Origin of the sequence: Paenibacillus sp. Y412MC10 (genome assembly GCF_000024685.1) — a bacterium.
In the GTDB taxonomy this organism is placed as follows: Bacteria; Bacillota; Bacilli; order Paenibacillales; family Paenibacillaceae; genus Paenibacillus_AQ; species Paenibacillus_AQ lautus_A.
This window is the reverse complement of sequence record NC_013406.1, coordinates 2,538,892-2,565,166: the sequence shown is the minus strand read 5'-3', so window position 1 is coordinate 2,565,166 and position 26,275 is coordinate 2,538,892. Positions and strand designations below refer to the sequence as shown.

The 26,275-nt window shown below is 51.6% G+C and carries 30 protein-coding genes; 2 read left to right on the top strand and 28 right to left on the bottom strand.

Annotation, left to right across the window (positions count from 1 at the left end; genetic code table 11):
- Window positions 1–17: 17 nt before the first annotated feature.
- The 3 genes from dapB to GYMC10_RS11160 are packed head-to-tail and all read right to left on the bottom strand — an operon-like array spanning window position 18 to window position 1,757.
- Window positions 18–821 carry a 4-hydroxy-tetrahydrodipicolinate reductase gene (gene dapB, locus GYMC10_RS11170; RefSeq protein ID WP_009595251.1) on the bottom strand — a complete coding sequence of 268 codons (804 nt, stop codon included), beginning with the start codon at window positions 819–821 and terminating at the stop codon, window positions 18–20.
- Window positions 822–832: 11 nt separating this feature from the next.
- Window positions 833–1,378: a tetratricopeptide repeat protein gene (locus GYMC10_RS11165; protein ID WP_009595137.1), complete on the bottom strand. Its 546-nt coding sequence runs from the start codon at window positions 1,376–1,378 to the stop codon at window positions 833–835.
- 49 nt (window positions 1,379–1,427) lie between these two features.
- Complete coding sequence (locus tag GYMC10_RS11160) at window positions 1,428–1,757, bottom strand: nucleotide pyrophosphohydrolase (protein ID WP_015734553.1); 330 nt, start codon at window positions 1,755–1,757, stop codon at window positions 1,428–1,430.
- A gap of 223 nt (window positions 1,758–1,980) precedes the next feature.
- Here GYMC10_RS11160 and GYMC10_RS11155 point away from each other — a divergent pair, with 223 nt between their 5' ends.
- A complete protein-coding gene (locus GYMC10_RS11155; RefSeq protein ID WP_015734552.1) occupies window positions 1,981–2,850 on the top strand; it encodes a YitT family protein in 870 nt (289 codons plus the stop codon).
- A gap of 42 nt (window positions 2,851–2,892) precedes the next feature.
- On the opposite strand, the gene GYMC10_RS11150 is transcribed toward GYMC10_RS11155, so the two are convergent.
- The 8 genes from GYMC10_RS11150 to GYMC10_RS11115 all read right to left on the bottom strand — a co-directional run bounded on the left by GYMC10_RS11150 (window position 2,893) and on the right by GYMC10_RS11115 (window position 8,876).
- Entirely contained in the window at window positions 2,893–3,750 is an 858-nt protein-coding gene (locus GYMC10_RS11150; RefSeq protein WP_015734551.1) for a sporulation protein YpjB, read from the bottom strand.
- 66 nt (window positions 3,751–3,816) lie between these two features.
- Window positions 3,817–4,449 (bottom strand): DUF1405 domain-containing protein, encoded by a 633-nt coding sequence (locus tag GYMC10_RS11145; protein ID WP_015734550.1) that lies wholly within the window; start codon window positions 4,447–4,449, stop codon window positions 3,817–3,819.
- Between the two features lie 132 nt (window positions 4,450–4,581).
- Window positions 4,582–5,469 (bottom strand): menaquinol-cytochrome c reductase cytochrome b/c subunit, encoded by an 888-nt coding sequence (locus tag GYMC10_RS11140; protein WP_015734549.1) that lies wholly within the window; start codon window positions 5,467–5,469, stop codon window positions 4,582–4,584.
- 21 nt (window positions 5,470–5,490) lie between these two features.
- Window positions 5,491–6,162 carry a menaquinol-cytochrome c reductase cytochrome b subunit gene (gene qcrB, locus GYMC10_RS11135; RefSeq protein WP_006209500.1) on the bottom strand — a complete coding sequence of 224 codons (672 nt, stop codon included), beginning with the start codon at window positions 6,160–6,162 and terminating at the stop codon, window positions 5,491–5,493.
- A 15-nt stretch (window positions 6,163–6,177) separates the two neighbouring features.
- Complete coding sequence (locus GYMC10_RS11130; RefSeq protein WP_015734548.1) at window positions 6,178–6,723, bottom strand: ubiquinol-cytochrome c reductase iron-sulfur subunit; 546 nt, start codon at window positions 6,721–6,723, stop codon at window positions 6,178–6,180.
- A 169-nt stretch (window positions 6,724–6,892) separates the two neighbouring features.
- Window positions 6,893–7,330, bottom strand: coding sequence for a DUF2487 family protein (locus GYMC10_RS11125; RefSeq protein WP_015734547.1), 438 nt, complete (start codon window positions 7,328–7,330; stop codon window positions 6,893–6,895).
- Between the two features lie 104 nt (window positions 7,331–7,434).
- The gene (locus GYMC10_RS11120) at window positions 7,435–7,614 is read right to left on the bottom strand and encodes an IDEAL domain-containing protein (RefSeq protein WP_009595190.1); all 180 of its coding nucleotides are present in this window, start codon (window positions 7,612–7,614) and stop codon (window positions 7,435–7,437) included.
- A 107-nt stretch (window positions 7,615–7,721) separates the two neighbouring features.
- Complete coding sequence (locus tag GYMC10_RS11115; RefSeq protein ID WP_015734546.1) at window positions 7,722–8,876, bottom strand: hypothetical protein; 1,155 nt, start codon at window positions 8,874–8,876, stop codon at window positions 7,722–7,724.
- A 364-nt stretch (window positions 8,877–9,240) separates the two neighbouring features.
- Between GYMC10_RS11115 and GYMC10_RS11110 the strand changes: the two genes are divergently transcribed.
- Complete coding sequence (locus tag GYMC10_RS11110) at window positions 9,241–9,999, top strand: class I SAM-dependent methyltransferase (RefSeq protein ID WP_015734545.1); 759 nt, start codon at window positions 9,241–9,243, stop codon at window positions 9,997–9,999.
- A gap of 71 nt (window positions 10,000–10,070) precedes the next feature.
- Here GYMC10_RS11110 and GYMC10_RS11105 read toward each other — a convergent pair whose 3' ends face one another.
- The 17 genes from GYMC10_RS11105 to GYMC10_RS11025 all read right to left on the bottom strand — a co-directional run bounded on the left by GYMC10_RS11105 (window position 10,071) and on the right by GYMC10_RS11025 (window position 26,216).
- Entirely contained in the window at window positions 10,071–10,658 is a 588-nt protein-coding gene (locus tag GYMC10_RS11105) for a histidine phosphatase family protein (protein ID WP_015734544.1), read from the bottom strand.
- A 28-nt stretch (window positions 10,659–10,686) separates the two neighbouring features.
- On the bottom strand, window positions 10,687–11,289 hold the full coding sequence (locus GYMC10_RS11100) for an anti-sigma factor family protein (protein WP_015734543.1): 603 nt from the start codon (window positions 11,287–11,289) through the stop codon (window positions 10,687–10,689).
- Entirely contained in the window at window positions 11,286–11,879 is a 594-nt protein-coding gene (locus GYMC10_RS11095; protein WP_015734542.1) for an RNA polymerase sigma factor, read from the bottom strand. Before GYMC10_RS11095 ends, GYMC10_RS11100 begins: the two co-directional genes overlap by 4 nt.
- Window positions 11,880–12,287: 408 nt before the next feature.
- Complete coding sequence (locus tag GYMC10_RS11090; RefSeq protein ID WP_186326437.1) at window positions 12,288–13,376, bottom strand: prephenate dehydrogenase; 1,089 nt, start codon at window positions 13,374–13,376, stop codon at window positions 12,288–12,290.
- 53 nt (window positions 13,377–13,429) lie between these two features.
- Window positions 13,430–14,527, bottom strand: a complete 1,098-nt coding sequence (hisC, locus tag GYMC10_RS11085) for a histidinol-phosphate transaminase (RefSeq protein ID WP_015734540.1) — start codon at window positions 14,525–14,527, stop codon at window positions 13,430–13,432.
- Between the two features lie 40 nt (window positions 14,528–14,567).
- A complete protein-coding gene (gene trpA / locus GYMC10_RS11080; RefSeq protein WP_015734539.1) occupies window positions 14,568–15,374 on the bottom strand; it encodes a tryptophan synthase subunit alpha in 807 nt (268 codons plus the stop codon).
- Complete coding sequence (gene trpB, locus GYMC10_RS11075; protein WP_015734538.1) at window positions 15,371–16,567, bottom strand: tryptophan synthase subunit beta; 1,197 nt, start codon at window positions 16,565–16,567, stop codon at window positions 15,371–15,373. Before trpB ends, trpA begins: the two co-directional genes overlap by 4 nt.
- Window positions 16,564–17,238 (bottom strand): phosphoribosylanthranilate isomerase, encoded by a 675-nt coding sequence (locus GYMC10_RS11070; RefSeq protein ID WP_015734537.1) that lies wholly within the window; start codon window positions 17,236–17,238, stop codon window positions 16,564–16,566. The genes trpB and GYMC10_RS11070 overlap by 4 nt, the downstream gene beginning before the upstream one ends.
- A 12-nt stretch (window positions 17,239–17,250) precedes the next feature.
- Window positions 17,251–18,060: an indole-3-glycerol phosphate synthase TrpC gene (gene trpC, locus GYMC10_RS11065; protein ID WP_015734536.1), complete on the bottom strand. Its 810-nt coding sequence runs from the start codon at window positions 18,058–18,060 to the stop codon at window positions 17,251–17,253.
- Window positions 18,050–19,090 carry an anthranilate phosphoribosyltransferase gene (trpD, locus tag GYMC10_RS11060; RefSeq protein ID WP_015734535.1) on the bottom strand — a complete coding sequence of 347 codons (1,041 nt, stop codon included), beginning with the start codon at window positions 19,088–19,090 and terminating at the stop codon, window positions 18,050–18,052. The genes trpC and trpD overlap by 11 nt, the downstream gene beginning before the upstream one ends.
- 19 nt (window positions 19,091–19,109) lie before the next feature.
- Window positions 19,110–20,663 (bottom strand): anthranilate synthase component I, encoded by a 1,554-nt coding sequence (trpE, locus tag GYMC10_RS11055; protein WP_015734534.1) that lies wholly within the window; start codon window positions 20,661–20,663, stop codon window positions 19,110–19,112.
- Window positions 20,664–21,020: 357 nt separating this feature from the next.
- Window positions 21,021–21,395, bottom strand: coding sequence for a chorismate mutase (gene aroH, locus GYMC10_RS11050; protein ID WP_009595253.1), 375 nt, complete (start codon window positions 21,393–21,395; stop codon window positions 21,021–21,023).
- 3 nt (window positions 21,396–21,398) lie between these two features.
- The gene (aroB, locus tag GYMC10_RS11045) at window positions 21,399–22,493 is read right to left on the bottom strand and encodes a 3-dehydroquinate synthase (RefSeq protein WP_015734533.1); all 1,095 of its coding nucleotides are present in this window, start codon (window positions 22,491–22,493) and stop codon (window positions 21,399–21,401) included.
- 1 nt (window position 22,494) lies between these two features.
- On the bottom strand, window positions 22,495–23,664 hold the full coding sequence (gene aroC, locus GYMC10_RS11040; protein WP_015734532.1) for a chorismate synthase: 1,170 nt from the start codon (window positions 23,662–23,664) through the stop codon (window positions 22,495–22,497).
- 168 nt (window positions 23,665–23,832) lie between these two features.
- Window positions 23,833–24,636, bottom strand: coding sequence for a CheR family methyltransferase (locus GYMC10_RS11035; RefSeq protein WP_015734531.1), 804 nt, complete (start codon window positions 24,634–24,636; stop codon window positions 23,833–23,835).
- A gap of 42 nt (window positions 24,637–24,678) precedes the next feature.
- Window positions 24,679–25,122, bottom strand: a complete 444-nt coding sequence (gene ndk, locus GYMC10_RS11030; protein WP_009595207.1) for a nucleoside-diphosphate kinase — start codon at window positions 25,120–25,122, stop codon at window positions 24,679–24,681.
- A gap of 119 nt (window positions 25,123–25,241) precedes the next feature.
- Window positions 25,242–26,216, bottom strand: coding sequence for a polyprenyl synthetase family protein (locus tag GYMC10_RS11025; protein ID WP_015734529.1), 975 nt, complete (start codon window positions 26,214–26,216; stop codon window positions 25,242–25,244).
- Window positions 26,217–26,275: the final 59 nt, after the last annotated feature.

Sequence of the window (26,275 nt, the reverse complement as noted above, 5' to 3'; positions counted from 1 at the left end):
GTAATTTCTCCCCTATGTTAGTCAATAAAATGATCAAATCCATAGACCAATCCGGTGTAGCCCATTACCTTCTCTATAGCCATTTTCACGCCCGGCATATAAGCTGCACGTTCATACGAATCATGTCGGATCTTCAGGCTTTGACCGTAACCGCCAAAAATGACCTCCTGCTGGGCAAAAACGCCCGGCAGACGAACGCTGTGAATTCGGAAGCCGTTGTAATATCCGCCCCTTGCACCTTCAATGACTTCCTCTTCCTTCGGATTGCCTTGACGAATCTCCTCGCGGTTCGCCGCAATCATTTCCGCTGTTTTGATCGATGTTCCGGACGGAGCATCCAGCTTCTGGTCGCCATGGGTTTCGATAATTTCAACGTGAGGCAAATATTTGGCCGCCTGGGCTGCAAATTTCATCATCAGAATGGCTCCGATGGAAAAGTTCGGCGCGATCAAACCGCCAATGTTCTGTTCCGTACATTGCTTGTCCAGCTCTTCGATTTGCTCCGGCGTGAAGCCGGTCGTGCCCATGATCGGGCGAACGCCGTGCTTGATCGCCAACGCCGTATTGCTGTATGCAAATTGAGGCGCCGTAAAATCAACCATGACGTCCGGTTTGGATTCGACAAGCGCCATCTCCAGATCCGATGTCACCGTAATGCCGCAAGCAGGCAGACCTACCAGCGTTCCTGCATCGGCACCCGCATCCGACAAGCCGACGGCAGCAACCAGTTCCAGTTCCTCGTCCCCCAATACAAGCTTCACTACTTCTTTACCCATACGGCCGCCGGCACCGACGACCGCAACTGTCCATTTGTTTGCCATGTTACATATCCTCACTTTCCATCCGATGCTGTATCCTGCATATATGATTTCAAGCGCTGTTTGAGTTCCTCCATAATATGCTGCAGCCCGCTCTCCTGCGGGTACAACGAAATCACCTCTTTAAGCGTGGTAATGGCGAGCGCATGCTCATCGAGTTCACTGTAAACAAGAGCAAGCCATACATAAGCCTGAGCATACAAAGGGTCCATGGCTACGGCGGATTTCAGATGTCCCACGGCTTGATACAATTCAGCCTTGGTCACATCCTTGCGGTTTTCCACCATTTTTCTTGCTCGCTGCACCAGCTCCGCAGCCTTGATATGCTGTAAATGAAGAGCATATTCCGGTTTGTCCGGCTGCAGCCTGACGGCTTCCTCCGCATGCGTAATCGCCATCTCCAGCTTGTTGCTTCTGCCGTAGGTAATGGAGCACCGATAATGCACTTCGGCATCTCCTGGATTCGCGATGATCGCTTGCTCAAACCAACGCAACGCTTCTTCGAAATCATTTTGAAGTATGCATCGATATGCTTTTTGTATATAACTTTCAGGTTTCACGGGCTGTCCCTCCCCACAGCGGGTTTGGTACAGCATATGTAGCAGCTGCCTAATCGGTGTTTATTTTCGTCCAACGATCGGCATCGCGCGTAGAAAATTTATGCATCACTTTATCATGCGCTTCCGCGAGATCGATGCCGAGGGAATTGGCAAAACAGATCGTAATAAACAATATATCTCCAAGCTCCATTTCGATGGAATTTTCCGCTTCATCCGCTTTTTTCGGCTTCTCCCCGAACTGATGATTAACCTCTCGGGCGAGTTCCCCCACCTCTTCCGACATTCGGGCCATCATGGATAAAGGACTGAAATAACCTTCCTTGAATTGTGATATGTATCGATCGACTTCCTGCTGCATTTCAGCCATTGATTTTCCCAAGACTCTTAACTCCCTTCACTGCACAGTCAGCCTCAGCTTGTAACCTTCAAGCTGGGGCAGTCTTCTCTCATACGAGCGATTGGTTTTAAACCTATGTTATCGTAAAGCGGATTTGAAAACAAATAATTTTTTATTGCTGAAACCATATCGGCGCATACTAGACAGGTGTGAAGCAATCTGCAGACAATCGGAAATATCCACTATTGGAAATGCGAGGGTTCTTATGAAAACGTCCAAGTTGCTCCATCAGCTGCAAACGATCATTCCGATCATCGCCGGTTCCGCCATATACGCATTCGGACTGCTGTATTTCATCATTCCGAATGAACTCATGGAGGGTGGGGTCACCGGCATTACCGTACTGCTAAATTACGCCTTTAACATATCGCCGTCCATTTCAACCATGGCATTGAATATCCCGCTTTTCCTGGTCGGAATGAAAATACTCGGCAAACGCCAGTCCGTCTATACAGGTCTCGGCATCGCCTCCTTAACCCTGTTTCTGTGGCTGTTCGAATTACTGATCGACCGCGGGTATGTCGTGCCTTTTCACACCGAGCATGATTATATTCTGGCTGCGCTTTATGCGGGGGTGACATTGGGGGCCGGGCTCGGCATCGTTTTCCGGTTCGGCGGGACGACTGGCGGCTCCGACATCATCGCCAGAATCATCAACCGGAAATTCGGCTTCAGCATGGGCCAGATCATTTTATCCCTCGATATTTTGATTATCGGTCTATCCTTATTCTTTATCCCGCTAGAGCGCATATTGTATACCCTGGTCGCCGTATTCATCGCTTCCAAGGTGATCGATTTCATACAGGAAGGGGCTTATGCCGCCAAAGCCTTCACCATCATCAGTGACCGGGCGCCTGATATCGCAAATCGCATATCCACGGAAATGGATCGTGGGGTCACGCTGATCCCGGCTATCGGCGCCTACTCCATGCAAGCCAAGCATATGGTATACTGCGTCGTATCGAGGCAGGAAATTCGCCGCCTTACGGGAATCGCCAAATCCTTGGACCCTCGGGCGTTTATTATCATTAATGATGTCAATGACGTGCACGGGGAAGGTTTTAAAGAGGAATAGCCCGGTTTGCACCGGGCTATTCGGACCATGATGGATATTCGACTACTTTCGGGGGAACATCGGTTTTGCGCTGTACAGCTGGCCGCGGTATTTGCGGTACCCTGCAAACGTTAATGCCGCCAAAATAAAAGCGGCAATGACCAGCTGCCAAGTCCATGGCTCTTTAACCTCTCCCAGCGGAGCAAGCGCAGGCTCGTCTTTTTTCTTGCCGAATAACATATTCATCATTTCCTCGCCCTGCGGGACCACTTTCTCCACTTGCGCCGCGTCTCCGGATGCCACCAGCCCCCCTGCATAGGAAATCCAGGATTCCATCATGTTGACATCCTCGGGCTTGCGCTGAATGACAACGGAAGGACGGATGAGCTCATAATGCTCGCTCAGGCTGTCGTAGGCTCGTCTCATGCCAGCCTGATCGTGCTGCTGCGCATACTGTCCCATGACTCTCAGGTCTTCGCGTATGACCTTGTAATATTGATGCCATAACGCATCCCTGGCATGGATCAGGCTATCCGCTGCCATTCGGAGCTTGCCGGCGGACACCATCCAGTGCTGGGGCTCCTGCGTCGCCCGTGCCGTAGCTTCTTTCATCTCCAGAATGCTCTCAGCCAACGCGTGGATCCCCTCGACGCCGGTCAATCCTTGAAATGAGGAAGCCTCAAACAGCCCGGATACCCGGCGAATATCCTCTAACACGGCTTGTACATTGCCTTCCTCCACATGGCGGTATAACTGCTCCACTTCCTTGTTCAGCGCTTTGGCCTGAATGGATGCAGCGGGCGAAGACTCCGACTGTCCGTTTGCCGCCGGGCTAGCCCATATGGGATTACCCCAGCCTGCGGTAACCAGCAGAAGCAGTGCGGACAGGCACAGAAGGAGCTTCGGAAAGATTCGTAACATGGGACATCCCTCCTACCGTATATGTATGGCAGAAGGGATGCTCATAGAACCGTGCCGGCGAAACAGCTAGCGTTGCTTGGGATTCCCGTATTTCATGAAGATCCAGCCGGCGAAACCGCTGAAGAGCGTCAATAGATAAGTGAACAGCTGGACGGCTGGCAGGTCATCATATAACGGACCGGGCAGCCACGGAAACACGCCATATGTATAATCGACGGTGTCGTTCAGCAGCGTCCAGGCAATGGCCCCGGTTAGGGCTGTCCAGCGGTAATGAAACAATCGGACGAACAGCAAGGCTTCTACTGCCATCGCCGTGTGCGAAGCGACAAGCATCCAATCCTGCCATGCCAGCACATCTCCTTGGGCTTGTCCAGCAAATATCATAACAACGGCCCAGATGCCATACTTCACGGATGTGACAACTGCCAGTGCCTCTATGAATTGCTGAAACAACGCGCCGCCGAGGCTCCGAGGCGGGTAGAGAAGCAGCAAAAGCGCCAAACTGAAGAACAAACTGGCCGTCGGGCTGTCCGGCACGAATACGACCTGCCATATGTAGCCATGTTCCACCGTATCGGCCATTTGAGCGCCGTACCATATGTATCCATAGATCGTTCCAAGTACGTTGCATACGAGCAGCAGCCAGAGAATCGATCGCTTGCTTAGAAATTCCCGGCTCCATAAAAACGAAATTGACAAACTCGGTCCTCCAATCCTGTTCCTGTATTCTTTAGACTAATGCCGATTATACCTAAACCAGGGACATATTTCATCTATGTACGCATTTAAAAAAGAACCTGACCGTAATACGGTCAGGTTCTTTAATGCATGCTACTCTGCAGCCGCTTCTGCTTTTTGGCTTGCGAGCCAATCCGCCAGCTGGTCGAGTTGTTCTTCAGTTACACCAGCTCCCAGAGCTATGTCTTTCATAGGCGGCATGCTGCCTTGGCCATTTTCGATGATAGCCACAATCTCTTCTTTTGTATGGGTGTCACCGACGCCGCGCAGCGACGGTCCGGATGCCCCTTTCAAATCTGCAGCATGACAGGAGATACAAGTAGCCGTTTTAAAGGTCTCCATTGCAGGATTATCCTTATCCACAATCGCTACGATGCTGTCTTCAGGCTGCTTGCCGCTGGTTGTTGGCAGACCAGCTGCACGCTTCTCGTGAGCTTCTTCTTCCCGCTGAATATGCTCCGGCTTCTGGCCTGTAGCTTCCAGTTCATGCTGATAATGCGTCCATGCAGCATTGGTCAGATAGATGACGGCAAACAACGACAGAATCATAAGCGCCGAAGTGATAGGTCTCTTGTAGAACCTCCGCTCTTTCCCTGTATCCAGGAACGGAACCAGGAGCAATGAGCCGAAGGCCACGCCGGAAACGCCAATCGTGCCGAGTACCACATAATCACCGGATGCGTACGGAAGCTTCAAATATTCATACAGGAACAGGAAGTACCAGTCCGGCATCGGAATGACCGAAGCCCCCGGATCCGCCGGATAACCAAGCGGTGCCGGTTCCGAGATGGTCAGTACAAGGAAACCGACCAATACAACTACACCAACCATCCATTCCTTCAACAAGAAGTTAGGAATGAACGCTTCTGATTTGCCGGGATATGCGGTGTAATCCGGCGGCGTAACCCAACCGCTGCCTTTTTTCACACGCGAATCGCCGACATAAACTACTTTTTCATCAGATTTATGACCATGTGCCATAAATATGCGCCTCCCTTCTTCTTATAGTGGACCGGAAATACCTTGTCTGCGGATCATGATAAAGTGTCCTACCAATAAGGCAAGAAGGACAGCCGGAAGGAAGAATACGTGAATAGCGAAGAAACGCGTCAGCGTTTCGGCACCTACGATCGTACCGCCTTGCAGCAATTCTTTAATGATAGGTCCAAGCCAAGGTACGGAGTTCGCAATCTCCAGTGTAACTTTTGTAGCGAAGTAAGCTTTGTTATCCCATGGCAGCAGGTAGCCTGTCAAACCAAGGCCGAGCATAACAAAGAAAATGAGCATACCAACGACCCAGTTCATTTCACGCGGCGCTTTGTAAGAGCCGGTGAAGAACACGCGCATCGTATGCAGGAACATCATAACGATTACCAAGCTTGCGCCCCAGTGGTGCATGCCGCGGACAATCTGTCCGAAGGCAACCTGTGTTTGCAGGTACTCGACACTGTTGTAAGCGTTTATGATATCCGGTACGTAATACATCGTCAGGAACATTCCCGACAGAATCTGGATGACTGTGATAAAAAACGTCAAGCCGCCGAAACAGTACACAAACGCGGAGAAATGATGCGCCGGGTTTACGTGTTCCGGTACCTCGTGGTCTGCAACGTCTCTCCAAATCGGCGTGATATCGAGACGTTCATCAATCCAGTTGTAGACATTCTTCAACATCTGAATCTACGCCTCCTATTTAACTACGGTATTTGGCACGATGGCGCCGAGGTAAATCCAGCCGTTCTCGATTTTCGTCTCGTACTGGTCAAGCGGCTTCGGCGCGACTGCCAGGTTCTTACCGTCCGGTGTATAACGCGCACCGTGGCAAGGGCAGTGGTATTCATCCGGGAAATTCTTGTTGTTATTCCATCCAACAAGGCATCCCAAATGCTTACAAATCGGTGAAAGCGCTACAATTTCACCTTGATCGTTCTTACGAATCCACGCCGTCAAAGTAGCTGTACTGTTGTACCAGCCGTCCTGCTGTTTGAGCTCGAAATGGAATTCCTGTGGATCGTTGGTAATTTTGCTCTCTTCCGCGACTTTTACAAAAGACCCTTCTTCCTTATTTTGAAGAATCGGATCAACGGCAAAGCGGAGCATTGGCAAAACTACTCCAGCAGCCATATAAGCTGTGGCACCGCCCAACGTGTATGTAAGAAATTGTCTGCGGGACATCTCTTTCTGTCGGGGTGGATTGTGCGATTCTTCATGCTCGTCATTGTGGTTGCTGCTCATTCTGTGTTCAACCCCCTTTGTCAACCGTTCTTAAGTGTCATCAATGATTAAAATCACACGACTTACTAGGACATACTAATAATATCTTAGGCACCCAAGACCGTCAAGAATTTGAATCCCAAATTTGGGTTCGCTTCCAATAGCCCTTTCATAAATTGTTGGTTTTTTGTCACAATTCAACACGGCTTTCCTGCTGCCACATTTCGCTGATCTGTCCGGATACGATGGCAGGCATAGGGATCGAGTCACTGCCTTCCAGCCTGCGCCGCGACAGGACAAGCGTACTTTCGGGCACATCCTCTATAGATAGCTCGGAATCGGCTGTCATGACCACCACGTACTTAAAGCCGATGGATTTGACATTGTGACAAACTTCATTTAGAAGCTTCATATCTTCAGTATTTCCATATTGTACGGCAGGATATGTAACCAATCTTCCCTTAAACGGAATTTCTGCCATATCCATAAAATCCCGGAGCCTTTCCAGCGCGGCTGTCGCTTCCCATGGCGTTTCCGTACCCGAAAGTCCGGTAAACGGAATCAGGCAGGTATCAAAATAAGGTTTCAGCTCCGGCCACGTCTGCTCGTCCACTTCACTAAATTTCATGCAAGATACATTCCTTTCTGCTCACTCATCATGATTTTGTCTTCATTATACGAGTGAAAGGGCAGGTTAGGCAAAAAAAAGAAGAAATGCGATAAAGCATTTCTTCAATTCAAAGTCCTCAGTTCATCCGTCAGGGTTCGGAAAGCCACTTCGTCGCCGGAAGCCAGCGCTTCGTCGATTTCCTTGTACAGCTCTTCGCTCCGATGCTTGCGCAATGCCTCGTCCCACACCATTTCGGCCGCCAGACCTAACATAACCTCGTAAGTAACCTTCATCTTATCCATTAGGATGCACCTCCAAACTAAATTTGCGTATAGCTTATATTCTTTCCCTTTAATTGCTTAACTTCCAACATATTTACGGCTGCTGCGAACTTGTCCAAACAACCATGCTAGAGGATCAGATCATCATTCGAATCGCTGATATGTATGCCGGCTTCCGCTGCCTTCAATCCAAGCGCGGTCATTTTGTATGATGTTCCCATGCTCTGGCTCTCCCCTATTCTGAGCATCCCCAAATGCATCAGCATGCGGATAATCCGCTGCTCCAAGATGTTTTGCGGACTATCATAATAGAAAGGACGGATTAGCCAGCCCAGCGATTCGTAAAGCGAGGCTGCCGTGACCCAATCTCTTGCGCATTGACTTATCCAGTAAACAAGAGAAGATATATTGGGAATTGCGCCTTTATACAGTCTTAACCAAAAGCGGAATATCTGTATCACGCCAACTTGATTTCCTTCCTCAAGAAACGAGGCTCCGGTTTCACTCAGGATCAACCGGGCGTGGTTTTCCCTGATCCATTTTTTGGCGTAGGCATAATCGTACAGCAGCGCAAATCGGTCGGGATATTCAATGCAGGAACGACCATACCCGAACCGCCACGCTCCTTTGGTAATCAACGGCTCCGAAATATGCAGCGTACTCATGAGCTGCTGCTGATTTCGCCTGTACATGAATCCTTCCTGGTTCAGCTCGATATCGTGCCCGCCTACATATTTAAGAATCAGCTTGAGATCTTCCGCGGCTAGTCCCTGCTCATCCCGGTATGCTTCCGGATCATGCGGCAATCGCTCCAGATTTTGATGAAGCCGCTCCCGCAGCACATCGCGGAACCGCTCCTTCAAATCCGAGGGCACTTGAAACAAATACTTGGTGGAATGGGTAAAACCGTTAAACAGCCAGCCGCTTCGGCGATAACGCGCGACCGCCTCCCGCGGACTTTCCGTTTTGGCGGCAGCTGCCTTCTTGTTTGAAGAGGCTTTATCTTCTTTCTCCTCCAAATCCGCCGTATGACGGATGGCGGCCGTCAGTTCTTCCAGGCTGTAGCCTGTTCGAGTGTCAAAGACCAGATTGTTCAGAAAACGCAAATCGCTCGGTGACAAGCTGCTGACCTGCTCCTCGAAAAACTCTCTTCGCCCGAGCTTGGACAGGATGCTCTGGATCAATTCGTGCTTCGAATTCCGCTTAGCGTCACAATCATAGTGATTCGCTATATTGCTAAGCTGTCCAATATCGGCATATGTGAGCATATCCGCTAGATTCATCTTCCATCGCCTCGCCGTTTTACAACCATTATGGGAAGGTTTCGAACTTTTGATACCTGATTCTCGTCGGTGTGATGAAATATTTTTTGATTATTTCTATATAGAAATGACTATGCTCTCTTATTAAATGATAGAATACATACAAACGGTTACAGGAAACCGCACTTGATGTTTTTATAACGAATACAAAATGAAGCCCAGCTTTTTTAAGACGGGCTGATTCCATCCATACAGGAGGATCATCATGATAAGAACGCCGGAACACGAAATATAACTTGGTGCGAACCGAATCCGCGGACCTCCCTTAAGAGCGTTTTATATGAAGAAACTTATTCATGATAAATGACTTGGAGGTTATGCAGAGATGATAAAAGATGCTGAATTTTTGAACTTCATTCAAAACATGGATCACCATTTTTCGGGATGGGATTTTTCGCGTATTACCGCTTCCGGCCGCATGCAGTCCCACGCTCTCCCCTGGTCTTTGGGCAGCGTGGTGCTCCCTTTGATGCGAAATGCCGCTACGATGCTGGACATGGGTACGGGAGGAGGAGAATTCTTATCCTCCCTGCAGCCGCTCCCCAAAACCGTTTATGCCACCGAAGGGTACAAACCGAACGTTCAGATTGCAAAGCAAAGACTCGAGCCGCTGGGCGTAAACGTTGTCTACTTTGAAGAAGATTCCTCGCTTCCTTTAAAGGATCGTTATTTTGACCTGATCATCAATCAGCATGAATCCTATTCGGCAGCGGAAGTAAGAAGAATATTGAACGATCGCGGGGTGTTTGTAACCCAGCAATCCGGCGGAACCGATTGTTATGGGATTAACGAATTGCTTGGCGTTCCGCTGAATGAAGAGTTCGCTCATTGGAACCTGGCCATAGCGACCCAAGAGCTGCAGGATCACGGGTTCAAAATTACCTTCAGCCGCGAGGACTTTTTACCGCAGCGATTTTACGACATCGGCGCACTGGTTTATTATTTGATAGCGATTCCCTGGCAGATCCCGAATTTTACGGTGGAGCGCTATATCGAGCCTTTACATCATATTCACCGGATGATCCGGACCAATGGCTACTTCGAGGTCCAGCAGCACCGGTTTATTTTAATCGCCGAAGTGTAAACGTCAACCTATCCAACATAAAGAAGGAGCCTTCCCGACGGAAGGCTCCTTCTACTAATACACGCTCATATTTACGATTGGTTCGTCAACAGATGCTTGGTACAGTTAAACAGCAAGGGAGACCAGTCATCCTCTTTTCTCTCCAGGACGGTGAGCGACAGATTGCCGATCCGTTCGCTCAGGGCGCCACGGCACACCAGCTTGTATAACTGTGCTAAAAAACCACCATGACTGACAACAAGAATATTGGCTTCCGGATGTTTATGCCACATATCATCGAGAAAGACAAGCCCTCTGGACTGAAGCTCCAGATCCGTTTCCTGGCCCAGATCCAACATGTGCCAATCGGCACCGAACCGGGTTTCACGCTCTTCCGCTGTCAAGCCCTCCACCTGACCGTACTTGCGCTCACGCAAGCGGTTATCCGGCGGCGCCAAGGGAATGTTCAGCATGGACGAAATGATTTTCGCGGTTTCTTCAGCGCGGGAGAGCCCGCTGCTGATCGCGAAGTCCCACCGGAAAGGCTCCTGCAGAAGCCTTTCCCCAAGCAAACGCGCTTGACGACGGCCTTCCTCATTCAGTGGTATGTCCGTTTGGCCTTGGATTTTGCCTAGAGCGTTCCAATCCGTTAATCCATGGCGAACCAAGCCGATCTGCATGCCGCCTCTCCTCCATCCTATCCATATTTTATCTTCTGACCCGATTTAGTCTTTTTAGGAAAAACAAAGCGCATCCGATTCCCAAAAGGGAAAGTATCATCCAGTATTCTGGCTGAGTGGGACTCATATCAACCACAAAAGGATCAATAATGCCGCTGTTGGTTTTTGGAATGTTGTAATCGTCCTTGGTATTCAAGCTTTGGGCCGTATCCGCTACGCCTGTCGGGATAATCCCTGTCGTTACGGCTTCCGGAACCGGATCCGGTTGATTGCCCGTCGCTGCAAAATAAACAAAGCTGCAAACGAACAAGGCCAGAAAACCGGCAATCATCAGCGTCAGCCGCTTCCGGAACACTCGGCTTACCGCCCGGCTCTTGGACGTTTCCTCCACCAGCCAGGGAAAATCGCGATAAATGCGGTCCATCACGTTGCGGTTGATCTGTTCAGCGTCCATGTCGGGAATCTCATGCTCCAGGGCATGAACCATGTTCTGGCTTTCCACCCACATTTCGTACTCCGCTGCACATGAGCTACAGGTTTGAACATGTGCAATCAGCCGTTGTCGCTGCAGATCGTTGTCCGGTAAATCCCAGACCGTTTCCATCAGCTCTTGGGCTTCATTGCAAGTCATCTGTTCTTCATCCCTCTCAGATCCTCAAAAACCGGCTCATAAAAATAGGGTTCGAGCTGAATTTTGACGCTGCCGCGGGCCCGGAACAACAGTGACTTAACCGAACTGACGCTTTGACCTAAAATATCTGCGATTTCCTGGTAATCCAGTTGATCATACTCCCGAAGAATCAGCGCAGATCTCTGTTTCTCCGGTAAATTGTTAATCGCTTCCCTTACCATATGTACTCGTTCACTGCGCAGGATCGCCTGCTCCGGGGCGACCTCCAGCGGCGCCACTGGCACGACCCCGCTCTCCTCCAGGGGCAATGTGCCGCTGCGATGCTTGCGAAGTTCGCTCAGCACGGTGTTGCGCGCAATGGTGTAGAGCCAAGTCGAGAAAGATGCATCCACTTCCCGGAAGGAATGCAGGCTCCGGAAAGCCTTGTAGAACGTTTCCGAGCATAAATCTTCAGCCATTAGCTCCATGTGCGAGCTTTTTAACATATGATAGACAAATGCCAATATTTTTCTCTGATAACGCCTCATTAATTCGGAATAAAGTTCGGTATTGCCTTGCTTAATTTCTTGGATTAGTTGGGAATCCGTCATATGATTTTTCGTTCCTCCTTCACCCACCGGTGCCCATTCCTTGTCATTTCCACATTCATGAGGAAAATCAAGGATTTGTGCAAAAGTACCGTCAAACCATATATAGTTACGCCTCATGTTGTCTGACTATTCTATGTATTTGGCAATTTCCCCAAATCTTCTACACTAGCATCTCTAGCATTATAGCACATATTGGAGAAAAGTTCAGGTTTGTGGCAGAAGGTTTTCCACGGATAGGAAAATTGGCAAAAAAAATCCGCCTTCATCATTGAAGGCGGTTGCACAAAGTGCAATATTTTGGATAGGAGTGGAGAGAAACCATACTGTACTTTTATTATATGTATACGTTTTCATTTTGTCAACACTGAAAACGCATTTATTTCCGGTTGTTTAAAAACAACCGGAAAATTACTGATACACCGAGTGTCCTTGCGATAACAACAGCTCTTTAGCCCGCTCCTGTTCGATTTCATTGCGGAAGGAAAGCCTCATCACGCCCGGCACATCTTCCCGACTCTCGATAATCTGCATGTTGCTGAGGTTGATGCTGTTCGTCCCGAGCTCCGTCGCAATGCGGCCGATGATGCCCGGATGGTCAGGCACGTCCAAATACAGATCAAATTGGGACACAATCATGCCCTTGCGCCGTTCTGGCAGTACGCTGCGGAATTCCCCTGCCATGCGGAAAGCCTCTTCGATCGCAGCACCGTCCTTCGACTCCAGCATATCCATGAATCGCCGGATCCCTTCATTCCAGTCTTGCAGCAGCGTCAGCATGACCCTGCGATTGTTTAATAGAATGTCCCGCCATACGACCGGGTCGCTGGAAGCGATGCGGGTTATATCCCGAAAGCCCCCTGCGGCCAAGGTGCGGTACAACGGATTATCGTCATTATAGGAGCTGATCTGATTAACTAACGCCACTGCAATCACATGAGGCAGATGGCTGATCGCTCCAACGATCTCATCGTGAAGTCTCGGCTCTACCTTCACAATATGGGCACGCGTGTGAGACAAAAGCTCTACAAGCACGTTCAGCTTATCCTGAGGGACATCGTCCGGCGGAGTAAGCACGTAATAGGCATTCTCGAACAATACGGTGGAGGCAGCTCCAACACCGGATCGCTCCGAGCCCGCCATCGGATGACCGCCGATGAAATACGCATCCTTAAGGGCAAGCTGGGACGCGCATTCGGCAATGCTTGCTTTGGTGCTGCCAACATCCGTAATAATGCATCCCGGTTTCAGCTGCATTTCGCTTAAACGTTTCATGTACATCTCAAGACTGCCTACGGGAACGCATAAAAAAATGACGTCCGCGTTTTGGGCAGCTTCTTCTACCGAAAGCGTAACCTTATCAACGACGCCTTTAGCAATGACCTGGTCGGCATATTCTTGGGTGTGGGCATAACCGGTAACGGTTATGCCAGGTTTTCCTTTGAAGTTTAAAGCTAACGAACCGCCGATCAAGCCGACGCCGAATATGGAAATTTGCATTGTCATGTTCTCTCTCACTCGTTTCAAGCTGCGATTATTGTTGTGTCATTCGATCAGGCTGGCGCATTCACTTCGCTCAGCACTTGTTCCAAAGCGCCGATAAAAGCCTTATTCTGTTCTTCGGAGCCTACGGTTACGCGAATATAGTTCGGGTACAGTTCAAATCCAGGTCGTACGATAATGCCTTTGCTAAGCAGCGACTTAAACACTTCGGTGCCTGGCTTCTTCACATCCACCATAATGAAGTTACCGTTCGCAGGAAAAAAAGATAGTCCAAGACGATCAAATTCCCCTTGCACGTAATGGATCCCATCGGCATTCATTTGACGGCATTTCGCTACGAACTCCTGATCTTTCAGGGCTGCCTTCGCCGCTACTTGAGCCAGGCGTCCCGTATTAAACGGCTCACGTACCCGATTGATCAAGGAAATGACTTCCTGCTGCCCGATGCCGTAGCCGATCCGGAGGGCGGCCAAGCCGTATATTTTGGAGAAGGTACGCAGGATGACCAGATTCGGATAACGCTCCATTAACTTGATGCTGTCCGGGTACGAAGCGTCCGTTACATATTCATAATAAGCTTCATCAAGCACAACCATTACGTGGGCCGGGACTTCATCCAGGAAGGAAACCAGCTCGCTTTCGGAAACGATGGTTCCGGTCGGATTATTCGGATTGCACACCCACACGATTTTGGTTTTGTCCGAAACGGCTTTGGCCATGCCCGGCAGATCGTGCTTACCGTCCACCAGCGGCACCTCGATGCATGTCGCACCTTCGATATCCGCGTTCGTTTTATACACCGAGAAGGTCTGATCCGCCATGATGGTTTCATCTCCTGGTTGCAGGAATGCCCGGATAATGAGGGCAATGATTTCATCGGATCCGCAGCCGAAAATAATCTGATTGCGTTCAATTCCCAGCTGGCCAGCAAGCTCAGCCGTTAAATCGGCCGCACTTCCGTCCGGATACAGGCTGAGCGTTCCCAGTTCGGCGGTAATCGCTTCGGTTGCGCGCGGCGAGCAGCCGTACGGATTCTCGTTGGAGGCCAGTTTAATGACGACATCAAGCCCTAATTCCTTTTTGACTTCTTCGATCGGTTTCCCGGGCTGATATACGGGAAGATTAACAATTTGCGCTTTCGGTTTCATACGATATTCGCCTCACCTTTCATAACTGCTATGGACAACACTATCCTTTTAATTGTGCCACAAACTCCCTGATTTGCAAAAGCCCCTGCTGTCTTGTCTCTTCCTTCTCCAACAGAGGAATGGTCGATTCAATCTGACGCACAATCGCGCTGCCGACAACGACGCCGTCGCAGATTTTGGAAAATCTGGCCACCTGCTCACTGGATGAAATGCCAAAGCCGATCGCGATCGGCACGCTGCTGTACTGCCTTACCGTCTCAAGAAAAGACTCCACCCCCGAGTAAAAATCGGTGCGCTCGCCCGTCACGCCAAGCGAGGATACGCAGTACACAAAGCCGGTCGCTTCCGAAGCGATGCTCGCAATCCGCTCATGGGAGGTAGGGGCCACCAGCGGTATCAGATGAACGCCCGCCGCGTGGGCGCGTTTCCGAACCTCCTCGGATTCCTCCACCGGAAGATCGGGAATGATCAAGCCGCTGATGTCGTGCCTTACCACTTCCTCGAAGAAAACGTCCAGTCCGGTTTGCAGTACCGGATTGTAATACGTGAACAGGATGAACGGCAGCTTGCTGCCCCGCTCTCTTGCCAGGCGCGCGGTTTCCATGCAAGTGCGAATGGTCACCTTGCTCTTCAGCGCGCGCTCGGAAGCTCGCTGAATGACCGGTCCGTCGGCAAGGGGATCCGAGTAAGGAACGCCGAGTTCAATAATGTCGGCTCCCGCGATTTCAAGCTCATGGATGATATCCAGCGTCGACTTCACATCCGGATCCCCGACAGTGAGATAAGGGATCATGGCGGTCTTGTTTTGTTGCTTCAACGACGCAAAGGTCTGATCGATTCGGTTCATTCGGTTTTCCCTCCCGTGTAAGCCATGATGGACTCCACGTCCTTGTCGCCGCGACCGGATAAATTAATCACAACAATATCGTTCTCGGTCCACGTAGATGCCATCTTTACGGCTTGCGCTACGGCGTGCGCGGATTCCAGGGCAGGAATAATGCCTTCCGTGCGGCATAGCAGCTGCAGGGCATCGAGCGCCTCTTGGTCGGTTATCGGTACGTACTGCACACGCTCAATGTCTTTTAAATAGGAATGCTCCGGGCCAACGCCGGGATAATCAAGGCCGGCTGAAATGGAATGCGCTTCCTGTACTTGTCCGTACTCGTCCTGCAGCAAATAACTCATCGAGCCTTGGAATACGCCTTGTGTCCCCTTGGACATCGTAGCCGCATGAAAATCGGTATCCACTCCCTTGCCTGCCGCTTCGACGCCGATCAAACCGACTTCCTTGTCTTCAAGAAACGGATAGAACATGCCGATCGCATTGCTACCGCCCCCGATCGGCGCAAGAATGACGTTTGGAAGCCTTCCTTCCGTCTCCAGTATCTGCCTCCGGGTCTCGTCACCGATAATGCGCTGGAAGTTCCGCACCATCATCGGATAAGGATGCGGCCCTACAGCGGAGCCCAGCACATAAAAGGTATCCTCGACGTTGCTGACCCAGTAGCGAAGCGCCTCGTTGCCGGCATCTTTCAGCGTTCGGCTTCCCGACGTGACCGGAATTACTTCGGCACCGAGCATTTTCATGCGGAATACGTTCAACTGCTGCCGTTTGGTATCTTCTTCGCCCATAAATACCTTGCATTCAAGACCCAGCAGAGCGGCTACCGTCGCGGTCGCTACGCCATGCTGTCCGGCGCCCGTTTCGGCAATGACCTTGCCTTTGCCCATGCGCTTGGCTAACACGCCTTGTGCAATGGCGTTGTTGATTTTGTGCGCGCCGGTATGGTTCAAATCCTCGCGCTTCAGGTAAATTTTAGCCTTGCCGAGATGTTGGCTGAGCCGCTCCGCGTAATAAAGCGGCGTTTCCCTTCCGGAATACTGTTTCAGCAAATAGGCGATCTCCTCTTTAAAAGCAGGATCCTCCGAAAAACGATTATATTCTTGCTCAAGCTCTATTAAAGCGTTCATCAGTGTTTCCGGCACGAACCGGCCTCCAAACACCCCGAAACGTCCATTACGGTCAGGAAGCTGTGTCATTTCCCCTTCACCCTTTCTACAAATGCGGTCACTTTGTTTATATCCTTCACGCCGGGCTCGCTCTCTACGCCGCTGGATACATCCACCCCGTACGGAGCGTACTGGCCGATCAAATGAGCAACATTATCCGGATCGAGCCCGCCGGCTACAAACAAGGGAATCCCTTGCCGTTCAGCCCATTGCTGGTACGCCGGGATCCGATCCCAGGCAAACGTCTTGCCCGACCCTCCGCCGTACACCGGATCATAGGTGTCGATCAGCAGTCCGTCAATGCAGCCCGCATACGAATCCAGTGCCGACAGACGTTCCGCTTCCGGACGGTCACTTCCGATCGATACCGCCTTAAAAACGGAAACCGGGAAGCGCTCCTTCACTTCCCGGCAAAATTGCGGCGATTCCTGACCATGCAGCTGCACGACGTCAAGCGCCGTTTCTTGAAGAAGCTCTGCGAGCTCGCTCAAATCAGGGTTAACCAAGACGCCGACAGCGGCGGGAATCTTGTCATGCTCCCACTCCCGCAATACTTGCATCAGCTGCGCAGCCTGCTGCGGCGTTACCCGCCGCCGGCTCTTGGCAAATACGAATCCGATATAATCCACAGGTAAGTTTATCATAGATTTTAGCACTTCAACGCTTTGAAGTCCACATATTTTTAGAGCCGTACTCATCATCGAATGTCCCCTTTATTCCATGTCTGCAGCTATCGGCAGCGGTCCCATCAGATCGTTCACAGCGCGGAACACGTCCTGCTGGCGCATGAAATGTTCCCCGACCAGAACCCCGTGTGCTCCCACATAATGCAAGTAGGATATGTCGGCCGGGCTCGATATTCCACTTTCGCTGATCAGCGTCACTTCCTCCGGAACCTGCGCCGCGATATCTGCCGTTGTCTGCAATGAGGTTTCAAAGGTCCGAAGATTACGGTTGTTAATCCCGATCAGCCGGGCCGTTCCCAGTCCGAGTACCGATTCCAGCTCTTGCCCATCGTGAACCTCAATCAGGCAATCCAATCCGATCGAGCCTGCAACGTCAATGAACTCCGCGATACGCTGCGGCGCAAGGATGCTCGCAATCAAGAGAACGGCGTCCGCACCCAGCAGGCGCGCTTCGTAAATCTGAGTCTCGTCGATAATGAAATCTTTGCGCAGCAGCGGGATGTTGACGGCCGCCCTTACCGCTTGCAAATATTCTCCACTTCCCTGAAAGTAATCCTTATCCGTCAGCACGGACAGACAATCGGCATCGGCTGCTTCGTAAGCCTTGGCGATCATAACCGGGTCAAAGTCGGGACGAATCAACCCTTTGGAGGGCGAAGCCTTTTTGACCTCGGCGATTAACCCCATGCTGCGTTTGCGTCCCATGGACAACGCCTTCTCAAACCCGAGAGTCGGAGGCAAATCCGCTATTTGCCTCTCTGCTTCCGAGATGCTGAACGTTTCTCGCAGCTGTGCAACCTCATTGCGTTTCGTTTCTACGATTCGATCAAGATACATAACTCATTTCCCCCGTTCTTGAGATCAGCTGCTCCAACTTGGACTGCGCCAGCCCGGAATCAATCGCTCCCGCTGCACGCTGCACGCCTTCGGCCAAACTATCCGCAAGTCCCGACACATAGATGCAGGCACCGGCATTGGCAAGCACGATGTCCCGATAAGCACTGCGTTCTCCACGCAGTACCGAGCCGATGATGGCCGCATTCTCTTGTGCATCGCCGCCCAGGATATCGTTCATCGGATGAACCGACAGACCCAAATCATGGGGGTGGATATCATAAGTGCGGACTTCTCCGCCCCGGAGTTCCGATACCCGGGTAGGCGCCGAGACGCTGATTTCATCCAGCCCATCGTGGCTGGTCACTACCATGGCCCGCTTCAAACCGAGCTCTTTGAGGACCTGCGCAATGGTTTCCGTTTTGTTCATATCGTATATCCCGAGCATCTGCCGGTCCGCGCCCGCCGGGTTCGTCAGTGGCCCCAGCATGTTAAATACGGTCCGGACCCCGAGCTCTTTGCGAGGAGCAGCCGCATATTTCATCGACGGATGATAAATTTGGGCGAACAGGAAGCAGATGCCGATATCGTTCAGGCAGGCTGTGGCTTGTTCTGCGGTCAAGTGGATATTGACGCCAAGCGCTTCCAGCACATCGGCGCTGCCCGCCCGGCCCGATGCCGAACGGTTGCCGTGTTTGGCCACTCTGACCGAAACCGAGGAGGAGATAATAGCGGATACAGTAGAAATGTTAAACTTGTGAATGCCGGATCCTCCGGTGCCGCACGTATCGAGCAGCTGGTTCCGCTCGGTAACGACGCGTCCGCCCGCTCCTCTCATGGCTTCGGCAAAACCGGTTATCTCTTCTACGGTTTCTCCCTTCATTCTTAAGGCCGTCAGCAGCGCGCCGATTTGAGAATGGGTCGCATGTCCCTCCATAATGGTCTGCATAACCCCGCGGGCCTCATCCCGGCTCAGATCCTGACCGCCGATCAGCTTTGAAAGGCTGGATTGCATCGTCTCCATCACGTTCATTACGATCTCCTCCTTCATGTTAAGGTGTATATTGATACAGATAATCCTGATTGATTAAGTCGTTGGCCCCCGTGCTGGACGGAAACATCGCTTCCGCGACGCGGATCGCCTTCAGCATCCCTTTGGCTTTATTAACGGTTTCCTCATACTCCTTCTCGGGAACCGAGTCCCATACGATACCGGCCCCTGCCTGAACATAAGCTTTGCCCTGGCGAAAAATGATCGTACGGATCGTAATGCAGGAATCCATATTGCCTCCAAAGCCAAGATAACCGATGGCGCCCGCATATGCGCCTCTTGCTTCCCGCTCCAATTCGGCAATGATCTCCATTGCCCGCAGCTTCGGAGCTCCGGATACCGTTCCTGCAGGCAGACAGGACAGAAAAGCATCAAAGAAATCTTTATTCTCGCTCAGCTGGCCGGATACGCTGGATACCATATGCATCACGTGGGAGTATTTTTCAATCTCCATGAACGTATCGCATTTCACCGTGCCGAACTCCGATACGCGGCCCAGATCGTTGCGGCCGAGATCCACCAGCATCAAATGCTCCGCGCGTTCCTTCTCGTCCTGCAGCAGATCATCCGCCAGCGCCTGGTCTTCGGCTTCGTTGCTGCCCCTCGGCCTTGTGCCCGCGATCGGTCTTGTTTCCAGCCTTCGTCCATCCACCTTCACCAAGGCTTCAGGAGACGTTCCCACGATAATGTCGTCGTCCATTTTGAGATAATACATGTACGGCGAAGGATTCAGCGTCCTCAGCACCCGGTAGACGTGAAGCGGCGATACTTCGGTTTCGATATGGAAGCGCTGGGACAACACAACTTGAAAAATGTCGCCTGCACGAATATATTCCTTCGCTTGCTCCACATTGGAGAGATACTTCTCTTTGGTCATGTTGGATTTAATATCGCCCATGTCGACATCGGCCGGGATGCCTCTGGAGTTCACGTTCTCCCGCGGCCCCTGATCCTGCAGCTGTTCGGCCGCCGCTTCCAGGGTACGGCATACATCCATATAGGTCTGACGGATGGTGTCGTCCGAATCTCCAGGTTTCACGTGCACGTTGCCGACCAGCATGATCTGCTGCTTCACGTGGTCGAAGACAATGACTTGATCGCAAAACATGAACCGGATATCATCCATCCCGAGATCATCCATCGCGTGTGCAGGCAGCTTCTCGTAATATTGAAGCAGATCATATCCAAAAAATCCGATGGCCCCTCCGGTAAAAGGAGGCATCTCCTTCAGCTGCGGGCTGCGGTACGTACGCAGCAGCGCTTTAAGCTCCTCGACGGGCTTGCCTTCCAGCAAGGAACGTTCCCCGTTCTTTTCAATCTCGATCTTGCCTTTTTTACCCGTGATCATTAAGAAGGGGTCTGTTCCGATGAACGAATACCGTGCCCACTGTACGCCGCCCTCAACGCTCTCTAGTAAAAATGCCCGTTTCCGCTCCGCATAGCGCTGAAAAATGCGAATCGGGGTTTCCATATCGGCTAACAGTCTGATCGCTACCGGAATCAGGTTGTATTCACCTGCCATTGCCACCACTTGCTCCATTGATGGATTCGCCATGTCAATCCCTCCTTAATGAATGTAAACAACAAAAAAACCTCTACCGAAGTAGAGGTTAACGTTCAGAATAAGTCTATGAAAAAAGAGCGCGGTCAAAGGACATTCAACCCGTTCATTGACAACCTACAGCGCTGACGTTCCATGGAACGGATACAAGAAATAGACCTGTAACCGGCCGTACGAACATGCCGTAAGATTCATCATGAAATCAAGTGTATCCTAAAACCCGATGATGTTACTCCCTAAAATGCCTCAGCTCTTCTCAACTCAACTCATCTGTAAAACCTAACTCTACTCAGCTATTCTGATATCACTATACAGGATAATGCCGTGTTACCGCAACCCTAATTTTCAATATCAAGCGTTGGAGCCCGATAAATCCGGACGCAGCCGCTTGGCTTCGTTCAAATACACATGCTTGATCTCGCTCTGGCTTTTGTCCGTATTGACCTGCACCATAAACCGGATGCAGCGCGGCAAACTGCCCTGAACGGGGATTTCAACCGAACACATCAAAGGGACGAGATCCCAGCCCTCCAGCTGGCGTATCGCCTTGGCCGGGAACGTTGCGTCCAAATCCTGCGTCATCGTAATCCATATGTTGCTGATATATTCAGGCTGCAGCTCGTTGCGTCTCACCATCTCTTCCAGCAGACGCAGCGTCTCCTGTACGATCTCCTGCTCATCGTTGCGGGTGACGGTTGTCGCCCCCCGGATTCCCCGATTCATCATGAACTATCCCTCTCCCTTCAACTGTTCGACCACGGATCGAACAGCTTCTACCGGTACATCCTTAACGATGCTGACGGAACCGATGGATTCCGGTACGATAAATACCATTTGCCCCTCGGCGAACTTCTTATCATGCTGCATGGCATCCATGATGCGATCGACCGAGACGTCATCCGGCAAGATTACCGGCAGATTCACCGCCTTCAGCATGCTCACCGTCTCTTCGTGCAGATCCGCAGGTCTGCCAAGCTTCTCAGCAAGTCGGGCCGATCCCGCCATGCCGATAGCAATCGCCTCGCCGTGCAAGAATCGGCCGTAACCGCCAACGGCTTCGATGGCATGGCCAATGGTATGCCCCAGATTAAGAATGGCGCGCAAGCCGCCTTCCCGCTCATCCTGGGATACCACGTCCGCCTTGATCGCGCAGCCGCGCTCCAGGCCGTAGATCAAAGCTTCCGGCTCCAGGCTCAGCAGCTTCGAGCCGTTCTCCCGGCACCAATAGGCAAAATCCCGGTCCAGGATCAAGCCATGCTTCACCATTTCCGCAAGGCCTGAAGACACCTCGCGCGCCGGCAGCGACATCAGTGTATTCACGTCATAAACCACCATGACGGGCTGATGAAAAGCGCCGATCATATTTTTGGCCAGAGGATGGTTCACCGCCACTTTGCCGCCTACGCTGCTGTCATGGGCAAGTATCGTGGTCGGGATCTGAACAAACGTCACGCCGCGCATGTATGTCGCCGCGACGAATCCGGCCAAATCGCCCACAACGCCTCCGCCCAGCGCGAAGACAGCCGAGCTGCGGTCCAGCTTGCCGTTGATGGCCGTGGTCATAACCTCTTCATAGACCTGTAGCGATTTGGAGGACTCGCCGGAAGGGACGATATGGGATATGACCGTATACCCTTCCGATTTCAGCTGCTCCTCCACTTGCGCCAAATAGTGAGGCGCCACTTGATCATCCGTTACGATCAGATGCGGGCTCTTGCGGGTTATGCCATGTTTCGCGCTCAGCTCGCCGAGGGTATTCAATATCCCCGCACCGATATAAATCGGATAGGAACGCTCTCCCAGTTCCACATGTAATGTCCTCATATCAGTAGTTCTCCAGCTGTTTCAGGTAGTTTTGGTAATTCGCATGGATTTCCTCCATCGAATCGCCGCCGAACTTCTCAAGGAACGCCTTAGCTACCTCCCAGGTCACAACGTGCTCCATCACGACGCTGGCTGCCGGAACCGCACAGGCATCCGAGCGTTCAACCTGAGCCGTAAAGGCTTCCTTCGTGTCGATATCCACGCTTTGAAGCGGCTTGTACAGCGTCGGAATCGGCTTCATGACGCCTCGCACGACGATCGGCATGCCGTTTGTCATCCCGCCCTCGAATCCGCCCAGGCGGTTGGTCGCACGGTGGTATCCGCGCTCCTCGCTGTACATAATCTCGTCATGCACTTGGGAGCCGCGCAGCTCGCCTGCTTCGAATCCGATGCCTACCTCAACGCCCTTAAAGGCGTTAATCGACATCACGCCCTGCGCGATGCGTCCATCCAGCTTGCGGTCATATTGGACATGGCTGCCCAATCCGACGGGCAATCCTTCGATGATGCATTCCACAATGCCGCCGATGGAGTCGCCTTCTTTTTTAATCTCGTCTATGTAGGCTTCCATCTTCTTCTCGGTCTCTTCGTCCACCACGCGAACCGAAGAAGCTTCCGTACGCTCGATCAGCTCATCGATCGAAAGATTGTGCGGGGGAGCCTCGATTTCGCCGATCCGGATGACCTGGCCAGCCACTTTGACGCCAAACTGCGCCAGGAATTGTCTGGCGATAGCGCCAACGGCAACGCGGACCGTGGTTTCACGGGCACTGGATCGTTCCAGCACGTTACGCAGATCCTTCAGGTTGTACTTCAATCCGCCGTTCAGGTCGGCATGACCCGGTCTTGGACGATGCACCCGTCTCTTCGCCTCGTCATTGCCCTCAATCGGCTCTACGTTCATAATGTTCTGCCAATGCTTCCAATCGTTATTCTGGACGACCAGCGCGAGCGGCGCACCGGTTGTATAGCCGTGGCGCACACCGCCAAGGATTTGCGCGGTATCCTTCTCGATCTGCATGCGGCGTCCCCGGCCGTACCCCTTCTGTCTACGATGGAGCTGAAAGTTCAGTGCGTCGAAATCAAGCTCTAAGTTGCTTGGAAGCCCTTCGATTATAGTTGTCAGCTGAGGCCCGTGCGTCTCCCCAGCGGTTAAAAACCGTAAGCTCATGATGCTTTTCCCCCTTTAGGCTTTTAAGCGTTAAACCGCTAAACTCCGCGAACATCTTCTGCTCATTATAGTATAGGTCTAACGCTTTGACAAGAATGTCGACAAACGAGCAAAAGCGCCTCTCATCCTGCGGATTGAAAAGCGCTTTATGCGTTAAGACTGCCGTCTCTATTGAATTTTACGGTAGAAAAAGGTCTCGTTGCTTTCCAGGCCGTACTGCCCCGGATTAAAGATCTGTTCCGTGCTGCCCACAAACAGAAACCCGCCCGGCTTCAGGCTCGCGGCAAATTTCTGATACAGCTTGTGCTTGGCCCCTTCCGTGAAATAAATCATCACGTTCCGGCAGACAATCAGATCATGCCCGGCTTCGAACCGGTCCGTGAGCAGATTCTGCTTGTGGAAGGAGACCTCCTTCTTCAAGTTCTCGCTGAATCGATACAGCGAGCCCTCTTCCTTAAAATAGCGGGCGGCTACTCCGGAAGGGACGTCCTTGAGTGACCTCTCGACATACAGGCCTTCCTTCGCTTTATGTAACGCACCGTCATCAATATCGGTCGCCATGATGCGCGCCCGGCCCAGCATGTTTTGTTCCGCCAGGATCATGGCAAGCGTATAGGGCTCTTCGCCGGTCGAGCAGGCAGCGCTCCAAACCTTCAACACCCCAGGATTCTGCTTGGCCAGCTCCGGCAATATTTTGTCCCGGAGCACTTCCCACCGGTTCGGGTTGCGCCAAAACTCCGAGACGTTAATTGTCATCCGATCCAAAAACTCATGAAAGAGCGGCTTGTCCTTCATCATCGCATCGTAAAAGGCCGAAAAGGTTTCAAACCCCTTCTTCATGCGCAGCGTCGTCAGCCTTCGCTTCATCTGCGCTTCCTTGTAATCGGCCAGGTTGATCCCGGTGCTTCGCTCGATGCTGCGAACAAAGCCGATATAATCGGGATCCTCCAGTACTGGTTCATGTTCCGTCATCGTATCATCCTGTTAATCAGATTATTCCGCTTCCCGCTTCGCTTACAGCCAAGGGGACAGCGTCTTGTTGTACTCAACCAATTCCCGATCATCAAAAAAATTGGCGATCTCGCGCTGCGCGCTTTCAGGCGAATCCGATCCGTGAATCAGATTATGCGGCGTATGAGCTGAAAAATCCCCGCGTATCGTACCTGGCAGCGCATCCTTCACATTCGTTTTGCCGATGACTTGGCGAGACAAAGCGATGATGTCGTCACCTTCCCAAACCATCGCAAACACCGGTCCGGACGTGATGAACCCTACCAGATTATCGAAAAAATCCTTGCCTTCATGTTCCGCATAATGGCGCTTGGCCAGCTCGTCCGAAATCTGCATAAACTTGCCCGCAACCAGCTTGAATCCTTTATCCTCCAAACGGCCGACGATTCGGCCGATCAGCCCACGCTGCACACCATCGGGTTTAATCATTAAAAAAGTACGTTCCATAGGCCTCATCACGCTTCCCCTCATCCTAGGTAATTGAACAATCGAACCTTCATTCCATGCTCAGGTGATGTTACATGTTTGTACCCGTATTTTAACAGAAAGCAACCTCATGGGTAAGGCTAATATGACCGCTTTGTAATAAAATTTGCAATATCTTTAAGCTGTTTTTTGGTCTTGATGTCAGGCAGCGTATCCAAAGCAGCCAATGCTTTACCTATATACCGATCAGCCAGCGCCTCGGATCTCGATATGCCTTCGCTTGAGGTTACAAGCTTTACGGCGCCCGATACATCGCACTGGCCATTTAGTGCATGAATCCGTTCCAACTCCTGCAGCAGCGGCTCTCTCCGCTGGCTGTCCTCGAGAGCGAAAATGACGGGCAGCGTAATGTTTCCCTGTCTCATATCGCTCCCCGGGGGCTTGCCAATCTGCTTCTCCGTCCCGCACAGATCCAGGAGATCGTCCTGAATCTGAAATGCCATGCCGACATTATATCCGAATCGATACAGGCTGTTGGCCACCTTCCGGTCCGCATCCGCAGCCAACGCGCCGAGCTGGCAGCTGACGGCAATCAGGAGCGACGTCTTGCGGCGAATGCGGAGAAGATATCTTCTGACGTCCTGTTCGGTATTAAAGAAATCACGTATCTGCTCCATTTCGCCAATGGACATCTCAACCATGGCCTTGGCCAGAATCTGATGAATTTCAGGCTGTTTCAGGTGAGTCGTCAACTGGAGCGCCTTGCCATAAATATAATCGCCGGTATACATGGCGATCCGGTTGTCCCACTTGGCCTTCACCGTGGGTTTGCCGCGCCGCGTGTCCGCATCGTCAATCACGTCGTCATGAACGAGGGAAGCGCTGTGGATCAGCTCCAGCGGCACGGCCACATGCTTCAGCTTATCAATGTCATAGTCGCCGAATTTGCCGCCCATCAGGACAAAAACGGGACGGAGGCGCTTGCCGCCTGCTCTAAGCAGATGCAGGGAAGTCTCTGTCAGCTCGGGACTGTCGCCTTCGACGCTGAGGTAGAGCTCCCTCTCGATAACGTCCATATCTTTTTTTAATGTTCCGAATATGTCAAATCGTTTCATCTCTTCACCCGTATGCTTAGATTCTCATTCCATAACTCCGGCGCTACCTTGCGATTTCA

Excerpts from the sequence above, each read along its gene's own strand:
- GYMC10_RS11120 (WP_009595190.1), bottom strand. The coding sequence starts at position 7,614 with ATGGATAAGATGAAGGTTACTTACGAGGTTATGTTAGGTCTGGCGGCC.
- hisC (WP_015734540.1), bottom strand. The coding sequence starts at position 14,527 with ATGAAACCGAAAGCGCAAATTGTTAATCTTCCCGTATATCAGCCCGGG.
- aroC (WP_015734532.1), bottom strand. The coding sequence starts at position 23,664 with ATGAGCTTACGGTTTTTAACCGCTGGGGAGACGCACGGGCCTCAGCTG.
- GYMC10_RS11155 (WP_015734552.1), top strand. The coding sequence starts at position 1,981 with ATGAAAACGTCCAAGTTGCTCCATCAGCTGCAAACGATCATTCCGATC.
- GYMC10_RS11035 (WP_015734531.1), bottom strand. The coding sequence starts at position 24,636 with ATGACGGAACATGAACCAGTACTGGAGGATCCCGATTATATCGGCTTT.
- trpC (WP_015734536.1), bottom strand. The coding sequence starts at position 18,060 with ATGTATCTTGATCGAATCGTAGAAACGAAACGCAATGAGGTTGCACAG.
- GYMC10_RS11100 (WP_015734543.1), bottom strand. The coding sequence starts at position 11,289 with ATGACTTGCAATGAAGCCCAAGAGCTGATGGAAACGGTCTGGGATTTA.
- GYMC10_RS11025 (WP_015734529.1), bottom strand. The coding sequence starts at position 26,216 with ATGAAACGATTTGACATATTCGGAACATTAAAAAAAGATATGGACGTT.
- qcrB (WP_006209500.1), bottom strand. The coding sequence starts at position 6,162 with ATGTTGAAGAATGTCTACAACTGGATTGATGAACGTCTCGATATCACG.
- trpB (WP_015734538.1), bottom strand. The coding sequence starts at position 16,567 with ATGACACAGCTTCCTGACCGTAATGGACGTTTCGGGGTGTTTGGAGGC.
- trpE (WP_015734534.1), bottom strand. The coding sequence starts at position 20,663 with ATGGCGAATCCATCAATGGAGCAAGTGGTGGCAATGGCAGGTGAATAC.
- aroB (WP_015734533.1), bottom strand. The coding sequence starts at position 22,493 with ATGAGGACATTACATGTGGAACTGGGAGAGCGTTCCTATCCGATTTAT.
- aroH (WP_009595253.1), bottom strand. The coding sequence starts at position 21,395 with ATGATGAATCGGGGAATCCGGGGGGCGACAACCGTCACCCGCAACGAT.
- GYMC10_RS11095 (WP_015734542.1), bottom strand. The coding sequence starts at position 11,879 with ATGACGGATTCCCAACTAATCCAAGAAATTAAGCAAGGCAATACCGAA.
- GYMC10_RS11070 (WP_015734537.1), bottom strand. The coding sequence starts at position 17,238 with ATGATGAGTACGGCTCTAAAAATATGTGGACTTCAAAGCGTTGAAGTG.
- GYMC10_RS11090 (WP_186326437.1), bottom strand. The coding sequence starts at position 13,376 with ATGCAAATTTCCATATTCGGCGTCGGCTTGATCGGCGGTTCGTTAGCT.
- ndk (WP_009595207.1), bottom strand. The coding sequence starts at position 25,122 with ATGGAACGTACTTTTTTAATGATTAAACCCGATGGTGTGCAGCGTGGG.
- trpD (WP_015734535.1), bottom strand. The coding sequence starts at position 19,090 with ATGAACGTGATGGAGACGATGCAATCCAGCCTTTCAAAGCTGATCGGC.
- GYMC10_RS11140 (WP_015734549.1), bottom strand. The coding sequence starts at position 5,469 with ATGGCACATGGTCATAAATCTGATGAAAAAGTAGTTTATGTCGGCGAT.
- GYMC10_RS11105 (WP_015734544.1), bottom strand. The coding sequence starts at position 10,658 with ATGCAGATCGGCTTGGTTCGCCATGGATTAACGGATTGGAACGCTCTA.
- GYMC10_RS11110 (WP_015734545.1), top strand. The coding sequence starts at position 9,241 with ATGATAAAAGATGCTGAATTTTTGAACTTCATTCAAAACATGGATCAC.
- trpA (WP_015734539.1), bottom strand. The coding sequence starts at position 15,374 with ATGAACCGAATCGATCAGACCTTTGCGTCGTTGAAGCAACAAAACAAG.
- GYMC10_RS11115 (WP_015734546.1), bottom strand. The coding sequence starts at position 8,876 with ATGAATCTAGCGGATATGCTCACATATGCCGATATTGGACAGCTTAGC.
- dapB (WP_009595251.1), bottom strand. The coding sequence starts at position 821 with ATGGCAAACAAATGGACAGTTGCGGTCGTCGGTGCCGGCGGCCGTATG.
- GYMC10_RS11130 (WP_015734548.1), bottom strand. The coding sequence starts at position 6,723 with ATGAGCAGCAACCACAATGACGAGCATGAAGAATCGCACAATCCACCC.
- GYMC10_RS11150 (WP_015734551.1), bottom strand. The coding sequence starts at position 3,750 with ATGTTACGAATCTTTCCGAAGCTCCTTCTGTGCCTGTCCGCACTGCTT.
- GYMC10_RS11125 (WP_015734547.1), bottom strand. The coding sequence starts at position 7,330 with ATGAAATTTAGTGAAGTGGACGAGCAGACGTGGCCGGAGCTGAAACCT.